Here is a 14,734-nt window from a genome sequence, read left to right as displayed (position 1 = left end):
TCGTCGATGCCGGTGCCGCGGCCGACCGTGGCCACCGGTTCGGTGTTGGTGAGCGTCGCGATGAGCACGGTCGCGGGAGTGGTGTTGCCGATGCCCATGTCACCGGCGATGAGCAGGTCGGCACCCTCGTCGATCTCCCGGTCCGCGATCGCCCGGCCCGCGGCGATCGCCCGGATCGTCTCGTCCTCGGTGAGCGCGTCCTCGCGGTCGATGGAGCCGCTGGACCGGCGGATCTTGTACTCCGACACCGACGGGTCCGTGTCGGAGTCGACGGCGATGTCGACGACCCGCACCCCGGCGCCGGCAACGGTCGCGAGGATGTTCACGGCGGCGCCACCGGCGACGAAGTTCGCGACCATCTGCGCGGTGACCTCCGCCGGATACGCCGAGACGCCGTGGCGGGTGATGCCGTGGTCGCCGGCGAAGACCACCACGCGGGGTCGCCGGAAGGGGTGCGGCGGGACTTCACCCTGGCAGGAGGCGATCCAGCAGCCGAGGTCCTCGAGTCGACCGAGCGAGCCGGCGGGCTTGGTGAGTGCGAGCTGGCGGGCGTCGGCGCGTCGACGGACCTCCCGATCCGGGCTGACGACGGGAGGGAAGGTGGCGTCGAGGCCGGGAGAGGTCGGCGCGGGTTCGCTGCTCACAGTGCACCTTTCGAGGAGTGATCGGGGTAGACGCTACCAACCGCAGGTTTGGCAGGAATTCGACGGTAGATGTCATATCTGCCACTGTCGGCGGTGGTGACGCGAGCGCAGGATCGGACCATGTTCGAATTCGCCGTGATAGTCGTGTTCATGCTCGTCGTGGCGTTCGGAACCGAACCGGCCGCCCGCAGCAACGGGGCCGCCCGATGGGCGCGCAAGGCCTGGCTGCGCTTCAACCACTTCCGGCCACAGGACCCCCGGAAATCGGAGGAACCTGTGGCCGGAGAAGAGCGGTTCGTGATGGCGGCGCGCGGTGCGCCCCACCACTGAATCCCGAACGTCGGACGGTGGCGGCCCGTCAGACCGCGTCGCCGGGCTTGACCCGCGGCAGGGGTGCACGCAGCTTGCGGATCTGCGAGGCGCGCACGAAGGCATACCACCCGAGACCGAAACCGCCCTCGGTCGCTTCGGGGAAGCGGGCCCGCACCTTCTTGTTGATCATCCGGCCGAGGTAGATGCCCTCGATGACCATCAGCAGCATCATCACGAACATCGCGAGCGTGACGTACTGCTGGATGACCGGGCCCAGGAACATGGTGGCGATGAGCACCAGCGCCAGCGGCATGAACATGCCCACGAGGTTGCGGCGGCTGTCGACGAGGTCGCGCACGTACGCGCGGACGGGACCGCGGTCGCGGGGGAGCAGATACTTCTCCTCACCCGCCAGCATCCGGTTCCGTCGCTCGGAGGCGGCGGCGCGGCGTTCGGCGGCCTGAGCCTTGCGCTCGTCCTTCGACATGGACTTCCGCGCGGCCTTCTTGCGTTCGCGCGCCTCCTTCGCCGTCAGCGGCGCGGGCGCCACCGGGCCGCGGCGACGGCCCTCGGCTTCGCGGCGCTTGGGCGTCGGCCGTCCCTTGCCCGCGGTCTCCTTGCCACCGGACACCGGGGTGCCGGACTGTGCAGGCGTGACCTCGGACGCGGCGACGTCGGCGCTGCCGGACGACGCAGAGTCGTGGCTGTCGGATTCGTCGGAACTCCCGCGGCGTAGCAACTTCACCTCTCCAGGCTATGGGATATCCGGACACGTGGGGAAATCACCCCAGGTCTCGGTCGGTAGAGAGACGGAGACAACGTCCCGCAGTGGGTGAGGAATAGATGTACGCGCGGTACCGTTGACTCATCGGGGTCGTCTCGATACGACCTCCAGCAACGACTGCTTGACACGAACCACCAGGGAGCGCCCATGACTGTGCAGGACGAGACCGCCACTCACGGCGTCATCATGACCGAGGCCGCCTCCGCCAAGGCGAAGGCTCTTCTCGATCAGGAGGGCCGCGACGACCTCGCGCTGCGGATCGCAGTGCAGCCCGGCGGCTGCGCCGGACTCCGGTACCAGCTGTTCTTCGACGACCGGACTCTCGACGGTGATCTCACTGTGGACTTCGGCGGCGTCACGCTCGCAGTCGACCGCATGAGCGCCCCCTACGTCGAAGGTGCGTCGATCGACTTCGTCGACACCATCGAGAAGCAGGGCTTCACCATCGACAACCCGAACGCCACCGGCTCGTGCGCGTGCGGCGATTCGTTCAACTGAGTCCGCTCGACAGGGCCCCGGCACCGGAGGTGTCGGGGCCCTGTCGTCTGCGGGTAGCGTGTGAGCCCGGCTTTCCCGACCTCGCCGTGACCCCCGTGCCCTGGTGAGGCCCGCACTTCTGCACCCGTCGAAAGGCACAGCACCGTGACCATTGCCGTGACCGGCTCCATCGCGACCGACCACCTCATGCGATTCCCCGGTCGATTCGCCGAGCAACTCCTCGCAGACCAGCTCAACCACATCTCGCTGAGCTTCCTCGTCGACGACCTCGTCGTCCGCAGGGGCGGTGTCGGCGGGAACATCGCGTACGCCATGGGCGTGTTCGGCGGTGACCCGGTGCTCGTCGGCGCGGTCGGCGCGGATTTCGCCGAGTACCGGGCCTGGCTCGAGTCCAACGGCGTGAACTGCGAGTCGGTACTGGTGTCGACCACCGCGCACACCGCCCGTTTCGTGTGCACCACGGACGAGGACATGGCGCAGATCGCCTCGTTCTACCCGGGTGCGATGTCCGAAGCCCGCAACATTTCCCTCGCCGAGGTCGTCGAGACGCACGGCGTCGACCTGGTGCTGATCGGCGCCAACGATCCCGAGGCGATGGCACGTCACACCGACGAGTGCCGGGAACTGGGCGTGGCGTTCGCGGCCGATCCCTCCCAGCAGCTCGCCCGCCTCAGCGGTGACGAGGCCGCCCGGCTGATCGACGGCGCGGCGTACCTGTTCACCAACCAGTACGAGTGGGGTCTGCTGCAGCAGAAGACCGGCCTCACCGAGGACGAGATCCGCGCTCAGGTCGGGCTGCGGGTCACCACTCTCGGCGGCGACGGCGTCGAGATCGTCGACGCGGACGGCAACTGGGTCCGTGTGGGCGTCGTGCCCGAGCGCGCGAAGGTCGACCCCACCGGTGTCGGCGACGCCTTCCGCGCCGGCTTCCTGCTCGGTCACCGTGGCGGCCTGAGCCTCGAACGCGCCGCCCAGCTGGGCTGCCTCGTCGCCGTCTACGTGCTCGAGACCACCGGTACCCAGGAGTGGACGTTCGACCGCGCCGACGCCCTCAAGCGCCTGACCGACGCGTACGGCGAGGTCGCTGCCGACGAGATCGGCGCGCTGCTGCCGTAGCGGTGCGGCTTCGCCGCCCGTGTGCCTTTCCGGCGGTGGGAGCCGCCGGAAAGGCACACGGGCGCGTCAGCGCCTACAGGCTGACCGGGTAGACCGGTTCCTGGATCTCCGGCACGATCCGCTTCTCGACGAAGATGCCGTGCCACACCATGAAGCACAGGATCGTCCACAGGCGACGGCTGTGATCGGACACCCCGTCGCGGTGCTCGTTCAGCATCCGCGCGACCGCGGCCTTGTCGAAGATGTGGTCGGTGCCGGACTCGGCGATCTGCTGGTGCGCCCAGTCGAACAGCTCGGTGCCGGCCAGCCAGTGCCGCAGCGGCACCGGGAAGCCCAGCTTCGCGCGGTGCAGCACGTGCGGCGGAACGATTCCCTCCAGCGCCTGCCGCAGCGCGTACTTGCTCGTCTGCTTCGTGATCTTCTGCCCGAGCGGGATCTGCGAGGCCACCCGGAACACCTCGGGATCGAGGAACGGGACGCGCAACTCCAGCGAATTCGCCATCGTCATCTTGTCGGCCTTGACGAGGATGTCACCGCGCAGCCACGTGAACAGGTCCAGGTGCTGCATGCGGGCCACAGGATCCCATCCGGCCGAGCGCGCGTAGATCGGCGCCGTGACGTCCTGATGGGTCCATTCGGGGCGGAAATCGCGCAGCACCGACCGCAGCTGCGCGTCGTTGAAGCTGCGCGCATTGCCGTAGTACCGCTCCTCGAGCGGCATCGAGCCGCGATGCAGCAGCGACTTGCCGCGCGTGCCCTCGGGGATGCGCTCGGACAGCTTGCCGACGGCACGCCGCAGCCCTGCCGGAAGGTACTCGAACGGCTTGAGCGAAATGGGCTCGCGGTAGATCGTGTAACCGCCGAACAGCTCGTCGGCGCCCTCGCCGGACAGCACCACCTTGACGTGCTTGCGGGCTTCCTTGGCGATGAACCACAACGGCACCAGCGCCGGATCGGCGACCGGGTCGTCGAGGTACCAGACGATCTCGGGGATCGCCGCGGCGAACTCGGCGGGGGAGACCACCCGCACGATGTGGCGTGCACCGATCGCGGCGGCCGACTCGGCGGCCACGTCGACCTCGGAGTAGCCCTCCCGCTCGAAACCGGCGGTGAACGTGATGAGGTCCGGGTTGTGCCGCTTGGCCAGCGCCGCGATCGCCGTCGAGTCGATGCCGCCGGACAGGAACGACCCGACGGTCACGTCGGCACGCATGTGCTTGGCGACCGAATCCTCGAGCGCCTCGGCGATCTCGCGGTACCGATCCTGTTCGCGTCCGGCGGCGAACGGCCGAACCGGGAAGCGCGGCTCGAAGTACCGGGTGATCTCCGGTTCGCCACCGGGCCGGACCCGCGCGTAGCAGCCGGACTCGAGGCGACGGATCTGCCGGTGCAGCGTCTCCGGTTCGGGAACGTACTGCAACACGGTGTAGTGCTCGATCGCCCGCGGATCGAGGTCGGTGCCGATGCCGATCGCCCCGGCGAGCTCGAGCAGGCTCTTCTTCTCGCTGCCGAACGCGGTCCCGCCCGAACCGGTCGCCAGGAACAGCGGCTTGATGCCGAACGGGTCGCGGGCCAGGAACAGCTCCCGCGTGTGGGTGTCCCAGACGGCGAACGCGAACATGCCGCGCAGGCGACGCACCGCGTCCGCACCCCAGTGATGGAACGCCGCGACGATCGTCTCGCTGTCGCCTTCCGTCGCGAAGACGGCGCCGTGTTCCTCGGCGAGTTCCTTGCGCAACTCCAGGTAGTTGTAGATCTCGCCGTTGAAGGTCAGGGCGTACCGGTCGGGCTGGTCCTGCGGTCCCCAGCGCAGCGGCTGGTGCGAATGTGCGATGTCGATGATCGACAGGCGGTTGAATCCGAAGATCAGGTCGTCGTCGTTCCAGGTGCCGTGCTCGTCCGGCCCGCGATGCCGCAGACAGTGCATGGCGGAGTCGACCAGCGCGACGGCGTCGTCGCTGGTGCCGTCAGTGGTCAGTAGCCCGAGCAATCCGCACACGGCGTCCGTTACCTCGATTCCAGTAGGGGAGTGCCGGACCCATCGGGAACTTTCCCGCGAGGGCCGACGTTCGTCATGTGGAGTATGCCGCAGTGCGGGAAATCGAGCGGAGCGCGCATACCCGGAAAGTCGCCGTGACGTCGCCTGTCACCCGGCGACACGGCGTCCTGCGACGAGGCAATGTCTCAGGATCGACACGTTGTGCGCGCCCCGAGGGTGGATAGCGCGCCGGTTTGGTCTACGCTGCGTAGTAATTGGGCCTGCCCTCCGGGGTTGCCCTAATGGAATTGCGGCGATCAGGAAGGCGTGAACGTGGCGCAAGGTCGGATCCTTCGGCGGTTCGGACTCGCAGCATCTCTTGGCATTGCAGCCATGATGTTGACCGGGTGCTCCAGCGAAGAAGTCCTTCGTTTCGGCTGGCCGGAGGGCGTGACTCCCGAGGCCGACCGTATGCGTGAGCTTTGGACGTGGTCGGTTGTCGCCGCCCTCGTCATGGGCATTTTGGTGTGGGGTCTGACCTTCTGGGTGGTCATCTTCCACCGCAAGAAGAAGAACTCCCCCGAGTTCCCGCGGCAGACGGCGTACAACGTGCCCCTCGAGCTGGTCTACACGGCCGTTCCGTTCGTGGCCGTGTGTGTGCTCTTCTACTTCACCGTCGTGGTCCAGAACTACGTCCTGGAGAAGGAAGACAACCCGAACGTCGTCGTCGACGTGACCGGCTACCAGTGGAACTGGAAGTTCGGTTACCGCACTGTCGATCTCGGTGACGGCACGGCCAAGTACGACGGCATCGACTACGAGGCGCAGGAGGCCGTGGCTCAGCCCGAGCACGTTGCCGCCGAGGGTGACGAGCACGCGGTGGTTCCGCCGATCCACGGCAACCCGGTCGAGGACCTCTCGTACCTGCACTACGACAAGATCGAAACGATCGGCACCAGCAACGAGATCCCGGTCCTGGTTCTCCCGACCGGCAAGCGCATCGAGTTCGAGCTCGCCTCGTCCGACGTGATCCACGCCTTCTGGGTTCCCGAGTTCCTGTTCAAGCGCGACGTGAACCCGAACCCGCGCGAGAACAACTCCGATCCGGTCTTCCAGATCACCGAGATCGAGCGTGAAGGCGCGTTCGTCGGCCGCTGCGCCGAGATGTGCGGTACCTACCACGCGATGATGAACTTCGAGGTCCGCGCGGTGTCGCCGGAGAAGTTCGCGCAGTACATCGAGCTTCGCAAGCCGGCCGCCGAGGGCGGTCAGGGCCTGAGCAACGCCGAGGCCCTCGAAGCGATCGGCGAGTCGCCCGTCGCGACCACCACGTCCCCGTTCAAGACCGACCGCACCGACCGTTCGGCCAGCGGCGTCGCCGGCGAGTGACCGAACCCATCATCGACAAGGACAAGTGCTGATATGAAGATCGAAGCCAAGCTCTTCGAGGTCGTGACGGTGTTCTTCGTGCTCGTCGCCATCGTGTACGGAACGTTCACCGGCCTGTCCCGCACGGGCATCGAGTGGGCGGGCCTCACCGCGATCGTGCTCTCGGCAGGCCTGACCCTGATCATTGGCACCTACTTCCGGTTCGTGGCGCGTCGTCTCGACACCCGCCCGGAGGACTACGAGGACGCCGAGATCAGTGACGGTGCCGGCGACCTCGGTTTCTTCAGCGCCGGTAGCTACTGGCCGATCCTGCTCGCGGGTGCCGCGGCCTTCGCCGCCGTCGCCCTGGCGTTCTTCCACCCCTGGATGATCGTGGTGGCGGTCGCCCTGATCCTCGCCGCCGCGGCGGGCCTGGTGTTCGAGTACCACCTCGGACCCGAGAAGCACTGACGCAGAACGAATCCGCGCGACGGGCGCCGCACCTTCGGGTGCGGCGCCCGTCGCCGTTTCGGGTGTTCCTGCGCTCCGTCCGTCCACCCGGGTAAATCGATGCGAGCGTAATAGGGGACGGTTCCGGGAAAGATCCGTTCCACCGCGCCACCGGGCCCCCGACCGACGAGGGCGAGACGGTCCGCCAGGAGCTCTTCGTCCCAGAACCGGACCCTTTCCTCTGCCAACCCGCCTCCAGGACGCCCTCAGCGGGCCTGTGCGGCTCGTTCTCCTCGTCGCGGTGGTCGGGTGCCGCCCCCGCCGAAAGGCTCGGATATGCCGGCGTCGCGCGGTGATCGCGTCCCGAACGATCTCGCCGTCGTCTCCGCGGTGCGACACCGGACGAACACGTCCGGTGCAGCCCGCTGGAGGAATCCTGCGATGAGCGGCCACCCGGAAACACACCGATCACGGCCACGTCCACGGTGAAGGCCGTGGGCATGTAGTGGTTCCGCACGGCGACCACGTCGACTACGCGCACGACGGCCACCTGCATCGCGAACACGACGGGCATTTCGACGAGTGTGAAAACCCCGGGCATGGGAGCCGATTCGATCCGCCGAGCCAGCAGACAGTCGCGGGCTGCCGACAGCGCGCGGCTGTCTACCGGCTCGGCGGGAGCGAATCAGCGCGGTTGCGACGGGGGAGAAGGGCCCTACAGAAACGGGTGTGGCCCCGAACCTTGTCGGTTCGGGGCCACACCCGTGTGTTCCGGAACTGTCGGACGTCAGTGCGCCTGGCCGTCGCCGTCGCCGCTGCCTGCCTCGAGGCTGTGCACGCGGTTCTGGTAGTCCCGCAGGACCGTCCGCTGCTCGATCTCGGCCTCATGGTGGGCCGCTTCGAGCGCTGCCGCCTCGTCCACCGGATCGGGGGAGAGGAAGCTGCCGGCGCCGGGCTTGCCGGCGCTGCCGAGGCGGTTCATGCGCTTCGGCACCGGGGCACCCTGGTATTCCAGCGGAATCGGGTGGCCGTGCTCGTCCACCGGGCCGAGCGGCTGGTGGATCTCGATGTACTCACCGTGCGGCAGGCGACGGACGATGCCCGTCTCGATGCCGTGCTCGAGCACCTGGCGGTCGCTGCGCTGCAGGCCCAGGCAGAACCGGTACGCGATGTAGTAGGCGAGCGGCGGCAGGATCACCATGCCGATGCGGCCCATCCACGTCGTCGCGTTGATCGAGATGTCGAACTTGTACGCGATGAGGTCGTTGATGCACATCAGGGTGAGCACCAGGTAGAACGTGATCGCCATTGCGCCGATACCGGTACGAACCGGAACGTCGCGCGGACGCTGCAGCAGGTTGTGGTGCGCGTCGTCCTTGGTGAGACGCTTCTCGATCCACGGGTAGACCGTCATCAGGACGAAGACCAGACCCATGATCACCGCGACCCAGAACACGGCAGGAATCGTGTAGCGGCCGAACAGGTACAGCTCCCAGGCCGGCCACGTACGGGCCAGACCGTCGGTCCACATCATGTAGAAGTCGGGCTGCGAACCTGCCGACACCTGCGACGGGTTGTACGGGCCGATGTTCCAGATCGGGTTGATCTGGAACAGACCGCTCATCAGAGCCAGCACCGCGAACGTCATCGCGAAGAACGCGCCGGACTTGACCGCGAAGACGGGCAGGATGCGAACGCCGACGACGTTCTGCTCGGTGCGGGCCGGGCCGGGGAACTGCGTGTGCTTCTGGTACCAGACCAGCGCGAGGTGCGCGGCGATCAGGGCCAGGATGATGGCCGGGATGAGCAGCACGTGCAGGACGTAGAAGCGCGGGATGATCAGGTCGCCGGGGAAGTCACCGCCGAAGATCGCCCAGTGCATCCACGTACCGATGATCGGGATACTCAGCGTGATGCCGGAGAACGCGGCCCGGAGGCCGGTGCCGGACAGCAGGTCGTCGGGCAGGGAGTACCCGAAGAAGCCTTCGAACATCGCCAGGATGAGCAGCAGCGAGCCGATCACCCAGTTGGCCTCACGCGGGCGACGGAACGCACCGGTGAAGAAGATGCGCGCCATGTGGACGATGATCGACGCCGCGAACATCAGCGCTGCCCAGTGATGGACCTGCCGGACGAACAGACCGCCGCGCACCTCGAAGGAGATGTTCAGGGCAGTCTCGTAGGCCCGGGACATGCCCACGCCACGCAACGGGGTGTACACGCCGTCGTAGGTCACGTGGGCCATCGACGGGTCGAAGAACAGGGTGAGGAAGACACCCGAGATCAACAGGATGACGAAGCTGTACAGCGCGATCTCACCCAGCAGGAAGGACCAGTGCGTGGGGAAGACCTTGTTGATCTGGCGACGGATACCGGCCGACAGGTGGTAGCGAGAGTCGAGATTCTCGCCGATCTCTGCGGCGCGGGTCGGGGTTGCGGTACTCACGGGCGACGCTCCCAAAATGCCGGGCCGAGGGCTTCGATGAAGTCACCGTTGGCGACGAGGAAACCCTCTTCGTTCACTGTAATGGGCAGCTGCGGCAGAGCGCGAGCGGCAGGTCCGAACACCGGCTTTCCGTACTCCAGGGCATTGAACTGCGACTGGTGGCACGGGCACAGAATGCGGTTGGTCTGCTGCTCGTAGAGCGACGTCGGGCAGCCGAGGTGGGTGCAGATCTTCGAGAAGGCGAAGTAGTCGCCGTAGTTGAAGCTCTCCTGACCCTTGCGCTTGATGGCGCGTTCGGCGTCCTCCGTGCGCAGACGGATCAGCATGACGGCGTTGCGGATGCCGCGCAGACCGTCGAGCAGCGCGTGCTCGTCGCCGCGATCCGACTCACGGAACGGGAAGACCGTCTCCATGCCGCCGGCGTCGAGGTCCTCGGGACGCACCAGCACGATGTCGTTGGGGCGACCGGTGTCGCGACGCAGGTAGATGGTCTCGCCCTCGTAGCGGGGGGTCCAACCCGACACCCACAGCGGGGACTCGTCACCCTGCGCCCACGGGTTCTTGATCAGGCCACCGAGCGGCATGATCAGGCCCACGCCCAGGGCGCCGCCACCGAAGATCGCCGTGCGCTTGATCAGCTTGCGGCGGGGCAGCGTCGACGTGTCGAGGGAGTCGGCCAGCTCGGCGACGATCGTCTTGCGATCGACCTCCTTCGACGGGCCGTCGTGTCGATCCTGGATCGACACCTCCTCGGGGATGAACTTCTTGGTGAACTGCACCGCACCCACGCCCACACCGAGGATCGCCAGACCGAGAGTCAGGCCGAGCAGCGGCGTGTACAGGTTGAAGAAGGTGTAGTTCTCCTCGCCCGGGCTCTGGTACTCCCACGGCCAGAAGAGGTAGATGGCGATGAACGCGAGGGCCGACAGACCGGCGAGGGCGAACCAGAACGCGACGTTGCGCTCGGCGCGCTTCTCCGCACGGGTGCCTTCGACGGGCCACCGCTCCTTGCGGAACGCGACATCGACACCGTCGAGGTTCGTTCCCAGTGCGACGAGGTCGTCGCGGCTCATCTGATCGAGGTTCTCGATCGAGTGCTTGTTGGGCGTTTCGTCGCCACTCATGACCTTGCTCCGATCCACAGTGCAGCGCCGACGACCGCGACGATGCCGACAACCCACATGGCAGGGCCCTCGGTACCGGGGCCGAACCCGCCCAGACCGTAACCGCCGGGGTTCGCCGTCTCGCTGGACGCCTTGACGTACGCGATGATGTCCTGCTTCTCGTCGAGCGTGAGCTGACGATCCGAGAACTTCGGCATGTTCTGCGGGCCGGTGAGCATCGCGGTGTAGATCTGCTGCTCGCTCGCCGGATCGAGGGCCGGCGCGAACTTGCCGGACGACAGTGCGCCACCGCGACCGGTGAAGTTGTGGCACGAAGCGCAGTTCTGGCGGAACAGCTCACTACCGCGGGCCACGTCGTCGCCGCGCAGCGAGGACTGGGCGATCTCGCCGTTCTCGTCGCGGATGACGGTCGGGCCGCCGCCGTTGGCCTGGATGTACGCACCGATCGCGTCGGTCTGCGCGGCGTCGAACTTCGGTTCCTTGCGCAGGGCCTGGGCCTCGTTGCGCGATGCCGGCATACGGCCGGAGGAAACCTGGAAGTAGACGGCGGCCTCACCGACGCCGATCAGCGACGGACCGCGGTCCTCGACACCCTGCAGGTTGACGCCGTGGCACGTGACGCAGGAGGTCTCGTAGAGCTGCTGACCCTTGCGGATCAACGCGACCTGGTCCTCGTTCGCCGTCGCCACCTGCGGGGCAGGGGTCAGCGCGGAGGCCAGGAAGCCGGCGCTGAACAGGCCGAGCGCGAGCACCAGCGCGCCGGTGAGGCGACGACGGAACTTCCGCTGACGACGGGACCGGGCAGCGGATGCTGCCTCGGACTGACCGGGCATGTCACCCTCGGGTGTGAGAGGTGGGGATGAACTCATCTGTATCCCTTTTTGTATGTCGGGACGGACTGGACGTCAGGGGGCTGCCTGGGCGTACAGCTGGCTAACGGATGAAATAAATCGTGGCAAACAGGGCGATCCACACGATGTCGACGAAGTGCCAGTAGTAGGACACGACGATCGCCGCGGTGGCCTGTGCCGGAGTGAACTTGCTGACCCGGGTGCGGACCAGGAGGAACACGAAGGCGACCAGGCCGCCGATCACGTGCAGGCCGTGGAAGCCGGTGGTCATGTAGAACACCGAGCCGTACACGCTGCTCGAGATGGAAGTGCCTTCGTTGACCAGGTTGATGTACTCGTAGCCCTGGCCGAGCACGAAGAACGTGCCCATTGCGAGGGTCACGACGTACCACCGGCGGAGCCCGAACACGTCACCGCGCTCGGCTGCGAACACACCCAGCTGACACGTGAAGGAAGACGCGATCAGCACCAGCGTCACCGGCACCGCCAGCAACAGGTTCAAGTGGGTGGGGGCCGGCGGCCAATCACCGTGGGCCTGAGCCCGTGCCACGAAGTACATGGCGAAGAGCCCTGCGAAAAACATGAGCTCACTGGACAACCACACAATGGTGCCGACGCTGACCAGGTTGGGCCGGTTCAGCGAGTGCACGCGCTGGGTGATTGCAGTTCCTGAAGTCCCTACTGCGCTCGTCACGCTGGCTAGTATGACCCGTCGTAGTAAGTCTTGGGCAATCGGGGCGGAATTCGGCGCGTCTTTGCAGGTAATCGCCTGGTCCTGGCGGTGCAGCGACCGGGATGTGCCCCCGGCCACCGACCGTGCGATCGTGGTGTGCATGAGCGGTGTCACAGGGATCTGGGAACGTCTCCGGCAAGCACTGACCGGGGGACGCCGACCGCCCCTGGATCCGGCGCGGACGGACCTGGTCGTGGTGGTGTCGTCCTTCGACGACGCCGAGTCGTGTTCCGGTGCCCTCGAGCGCGGAGCCGCGACCACGCCGCGCTGGGTCGAAAGCGACGAAGCCGTGCTCCGGCATCATCTCGAACTCCCCGCCGACGCCGTGGACCGTGCCGTCGAGCTCGCCGGCCAGGACGGGTACGTGAAGGGCGCCCCCGTGCACCCCCCCACGAACGGCCGCACCGGGTTCGTCCTGCAGCGGGTGCAGATCCTCGACGCGATGCACTGCGCACAGGAGAAGTCGCGGATGGCGGGGCTGGCACAGCGCCTCGGCGGAACCGCCACGGGATGGGACGCGCTGCAGCCCCATTCCGCAGCTGACTAAGCTCCCAGCGGAAAGGGGCGCGGACGGTGCCCGGCAACGGAGCGAGGTGCGGCGAAGGTGGGTGCGATGAACGCGGGACGACCGTCGGACGAGGTGGCCCAGAGCTGGCCCGCTGTACTCGGCGCATTGACCTCCGGCCGTGACCTCACCAGGTCCGAGGCGCAGTGGGCGATGGACGAGATCATGTCCGACAACGCGACCTCCGCGCAGATCGCCGCGTTCGGTGTCGCCCTGAAGATGAAGGGTGAGACCCCCGAGGAAGTTCTCGGGCTGTCCGACTCGATGCTCGGGCACGCACGCCTCGTGCCGGTCGACGACGACGCCGTCGACATCGTCGGCACCGGCGGTGACCGGGCGAACACGGTGAACATCTCCACGATGGCGTCGCTGGTCGTCGCGGCGACCGGCATCCGCGTGGTGAAGCACGGCAACCGCGCGGCCTCGTCGAAGAGCGGGGGCGCCGATGTGCTCGAGGCGCTCGGTGTGCACATCACGCTCGGCCCGGAACAGGTCGCGCAGTCGATCGTCGAGGCGGGGATCGGGTTCTGCTTCGCGCCGGTGTTCCACCCCGCGCTGCGTTTCGCCGGTCCGACCCGCAAGGAGATCGGCATTCCGACCGTGTTCAACGTGCTCGGCCCACTGACCAATCCGGCGCAGCCCCGGGCCGGACTGATCGGGTGCGCGTTCCCGGGCTTGCTCGACACGATCGCCGGGGTGCTCGCGGCACGCGGGAATTCGGCGCTCGTGGTGCGCGGCGACGACGGGCTCGACGAACTGACCCTGTCCACGACCTCGACCGTGCGCATCGTGCACGAGGGCACGGTGCGCACGCAGACGCTCGATCCGACGGCCCTGGGCATCGCCCGGGTGCCCCTCGAGGCGCTGCGCGGTGGCGACGCCGTCGAGAACGCGGCGATCGCCCGCGCGATGCTCGCCGGGAAGACCGGTCCGGTCCGCGACGCGGTCCTGCTCAACGCGGCCGCGGCGATCGCGGCCTACCGCGGAGTGGAAGGTTCGCTCGAGGATGCGCTCGCGGCAGGGCTCGAAGAGGCCGCTGCCGCCGTCGACAGCGGCGGTGCCGAGCGCGTGCTGGCGACGTGGGCGGAAACCACGACCCGGCTCGGCGCCGCCGGCTGATCCGCGCGGCTATTCGCCGATCGAGAACCCGGCCTCGACGTCGGAACTCGAGTACGACCGGAACGCAATGTGCGTGACGGTCCGGGAGACACCGTCGACCTTGTTGATGCGACCGGTGACGACCTCGGCGATCTGCTCGTGGTCGCGGACCCGCACCATGGCGATCAGATCGACGTCGCCGGCGCAGGAGTACACCTTGTCGACCCCATCCAGGTCGGCGACCGCCTGCGCGGCTTCCTGGATGCGGTCGGCCTCGGCGTCGATCAGGACGATGGCGTTGATCATGAGCGCTCCTCACTCTTGCTCGCGGGTGTGCTCAGCCTAGAAGGTGCCGCACCCCGGCGGCGGTGGCCCCGCCTGCCGTGTCCACCAGGCGACTCCGTCTGCCGTGTCCGACCAGGCGCCCCGGGCGGCGTCCCGTGCCTTGTCCACCCAGTGCATCCACGCCCCCGCCCCGCGGACCGGTTCCGTCCAGCCGTGCGTGGCCCGGACGATCCGGATGCCGTCCTCGTCGAGCCAGCGGGCCACCAGCCCGATCTCTTCCACCGGAGCGCCACGCAGCGGCGCCGCGGTCGGCCGCACCGTTTCGGCCGAGGCCGCGATTGCCTCGACCACCGGCATCGGTGGCACATGCCGCGCGGCGACCCCGGCCGACGCGAGCCTTCCGGAGCGGATCACGGCGAACTCCCACCCGCCCTCCGGACGCGGTTTCGCCGCGATCAACTCGTCGACGGCGGCGAGCGCGG

The 14,734-nt window shown here is 67.7% G+C and carries 15 protein-coding genes and 1 pseudogene; 7 read left to right on the top strand and 9 right to left on the bottom strand.

The genetic code is table 11. The annotated features are described in order from the left end of the window. On the bottom strand, nt 1-644 hold a 644-nt coding region (locus ACN675_RS23525; RefSeq protein ID WP_420753133.1), incomplete at its 3' end, for a nicotinate-nucleotide--dimethylbenzimidazole phosphoribosyltransferase. Nucleotides 645-713: 69 nt separating this feature from the next. On the opposite strand from ACN675_RS23525, the gene ACN675_RS23520 reads away from it, so the two are divergent. Next, nucleotides 714-974 carry a hypothetical protein gene (locus tag ACN675_RS23520; RefSeq protein WP_420753132.1) on the top strand — a complete coding sequence of 87 codons (261 nt, stop codon included), beginning with the start codon at nt 714-716 and terminating at the stop codon, nt 972-974. Nucleotides 975-1,002: 28 nt separating this feature from the next. Here ACN675_RS23520 and ACN675_RS23515 read toward each other — a convergent pair whose 3' ends face one another. After that, nucleotides 1,003-1,701: a DUF3043 domain-containing protein gene (locus ACN675_RS23515; RefSeq protein ID WP_420753131.1), complete on the bottom strand. Its 699-nt coding sequence runs from the start codon at nt 1,699-1,701 to the stop codon at nt 1,003-1,005. A 186-nt stretch (nt 1,702-1,887) separates the two neighbouring features. Between ACN675_RS23515 and ACN675_RS23510 the strand changes: the two genes are divergently transcribed. Then, nucleotides 1,888-2,238, top strand: coding sequence for a HesB/IscA family protein (locus ACN675_RS23510; RefSeq protein WP_197254061.1), 351 nt, complete (start codon nt 1,888-1,890; stop codon nt 2,236-2,238). 144 nt (nt 2,239-2,382) lie between these two features. Beyond that, complete coding sequence (locus ACN675_RS23505) at nt 2,383-3,354, top strand: carbohydrate kinase family protein (RefSeq protein WP_420753130.1); 972 nt, start codon at nt 2,383-2,385, stop codon at nt 3,352-3,354. 73 nt (nt 3,355-3,427) lie between these two features. On the opposite strand, the gene asnB is transcribed toward ACN675_RS23505, so the two are convergent. Next, the gene (gene asnB, locus ACN675_RS23500) at nt 3,428-5,353 is read right to left on the bottom strand and encodes an asparagine synthase (glutamine-hydrolyzing) (protein ID WP_420753129.1); all 1,926 of its coding nucleotides are present in this window, start codon (nt 5,351-5,353) and stop codon (nt 3,428-3,430) included. A gap of 306 nt (nt 5,354-5,659) precedes the next feature. Here asnB and ACN675_RS23495 point away from each other — a divergent pair, with 306 nt between their 5' ends. Both ACN675_RS23495 and ACN675_RS23490 read left to right on the top strand, forming a co-directional pair. Next, nucleotides 5,660-6,721, top strand: a complete 1,062-nt coding sequence (locus tag ACN675_RS23495) for a cytochrome c oxidase subunit II (protein WP_420753128.1) — start codon at nt 5,660-5,662, stop codon at nt 6,719-6,721. 33 nt (nt 6,722-6,754) lie between these two features. Next, nucleotides 6,755-7,171: a cytochrome c oxidase subunit 4 gene (locus ACN675_RS23490; protein ID WP_420753127.1), complete on the top strand. Its 417-nt coding sequence runs from the start codon at nt 6,755-6,757 to the stop codon at nt 7,169-7,171. Between the two features lie 766 nt (nt 7,172-7,937). Here the strand turns inward: ACN675_RS23490 and ACN675_RS23485 are convergent. The 4 genes from ACN675_RS23485 to ACN675_RS23470 form a co-directional block, all read right to left on the bottom strand. Beyond that, a complete protein-coding gene (locus ACN675_RS23485) occupies nt 7,938-9,596 on the bottom strand; it encodes a cytochrome b (protein WP_420753126.1) in 1,659 nt (552 codons plus the stop codon). Beyond that, on the bottom strand, nt 9,593-10,720 hold the full coding sequence (locus ACN675_RS23480; RefSeq protein ID WP_420753125.1) for a ubiquinol-cytochrome c reductase iron-sulfur subunit: 1,128 nt from the start codon (nt 10,718-10,720) through the stop codon (nt 9,593-9,595). The genes ACN675_RS23485 and ACN675_RS23480 overlap by 4 nt, the downstream gene beginning before the upstream one ends. Further along, a complete protein-coding gene (locus tag ACN675_RS23475) occupies nt 10,717-11,589 on the bottom strand; it encodes a c-type cytochrome (protein ID WP_420753124.1) in 873 nt (290 codons plus the stop codon). Before ACN675_RS23475 ends, ACN675_RS23480 begins: the two co-directional genes overlap by 4 nt. A 64-nt stretch (nt 11,590-11,653) precedes the next feature. After that, entirely contained in the window at nt 11,654-12,265 is a 612-nt protein-coding gene (locus ACN675_RS23470; protein WP_420753134.1) for a cytochrome c oxidase subunit 3, read from the bottom strand. Nucleotides 12,266-12,404: 139 nt separating this feature from the next. Here ACN675_RS23470 and ACN675_RS23465 point away from each other — a divergent pair, with 139 nt between their 5' ends. After that, nucleotides 12,405-12,851: a hypothetical protein gene (locus ACN675_RS23465; protein WP_420753123.1), complete on the top strand. Its 447-nt coding sequence runs from the start codon at nt 12,405-12,407 to the stop codon at nt 12,849-12,851. 66 nt (nt 12,852-12,917) lie between these two features. Then, complete coding sequence (trpD, locus tag ACN675_RS23460; protein ID WP_420753122.1) at nt 12,918-13,988, top strand: anthranilate phosphoribosyltransferase; 1,071 nt, start codon at nt 12,918-12,920, stop codon at nt 13,986-13,988. A 9-nt stretch (nt 13,989-13,997) separates the two neighbouring features. Here the strand turns inward: trpD and ACN675_RS23455 are convergent, their stop codons facing one another. Together ACN675_RS23455 and ACN675_RS23450 are read right to left on the bottom strand one after the other, a co-directional pair. Further along, entirely contained in the window at nt 13,998-14,273 is a 276-nt protein-coding gene (locus ACN675_RS23455) for an Lrp/AsnC family transcriptional regulator (protein ID WP_068165091.1), read from the bottom strand. Between the two features lie 36 nt (nt 14,274-14,309). Next, nucleotides 14,310-14,734 (bottom strand): annotated as a pseudogene (locus ACN675_RS23450) (hypothetical protein); the annotation flags it as partial.

This window comes from Rhodococcus sp. O3, assembly GCF_048897285.1.
Lineage (GTDB): Bacteria > Actinomycetota > Actinomycetes > Mycobacteriales > Mycobacteriaceae > Rhodococcus.
The sequence above is the reverse complement of the archived record's forward strand: the minus strand, read 5'-3'. Positions and strand labels throughout refer to the sequence as shown.

What these genes read in the sequence shown, in the direction of transcription:
- ACN675_RS23520 (WP_420753132.1), top strand. Translation starts at nt 714, where the DNA reads ATGTCATATCTGCCACTGTCGGCGGTGGTGACGCGAGCGCAGGATCGG.
- ACN675_RS23510 (WP_197254061.1), top strand. Translation starts at nt 1,888, where the DNA reads ATGACTGTGCAGGACGAGACCGCCACTCACGGCGTCATCATGACCGAG.
- ACN675_RS23490 (WP_420753127.1), top strand. Translation starts at nt 6,755, where the DNA reads ATGAAGATCGAAGCCAAGCTCTTCGAGGTCGTGACGGTGTTCTTCGTG.
- ACN675_RS23480 (WP_420753125.1), bottom strand. Translation starts at nt 10,720, where the DNA reads ATGAGTGGCGACGAAACGCCCAACAAGCACTCGATCGAGAACCTCGAT.
- ACN675_RS23475 (WP_420753124.1), bottom strand. Translation starts at nt 11,589, where the DNA reads ATGAGTTCATCCCCACCTCTCACACCCGAGGGTGACATGCCCGGTCAG.
- ACN675_RS23465 (WP_420753123.1), top strand. Translation starts at nt 12,405, where the DNA reads ATGAGCGGTGTCACAGGGATCTGGGAACGTCTCCGGCAAGCACTGACC.
- trpD (WP_420753122.1), top strand. Translation starts at nt 12,918, where the DNA reads ATGAACGCGGGACGACCGTCGGACGAGGTGGCCCAGAGCTGGCCCGCT.
- ACN675_RS23455 (WP_068165091.1), bottom strand. Translation starts at nt 14,273, where the DNA reads ATGATCAACGCCATCGTCCTGATCGACGCCGAGGCCGACCGCATCCAG.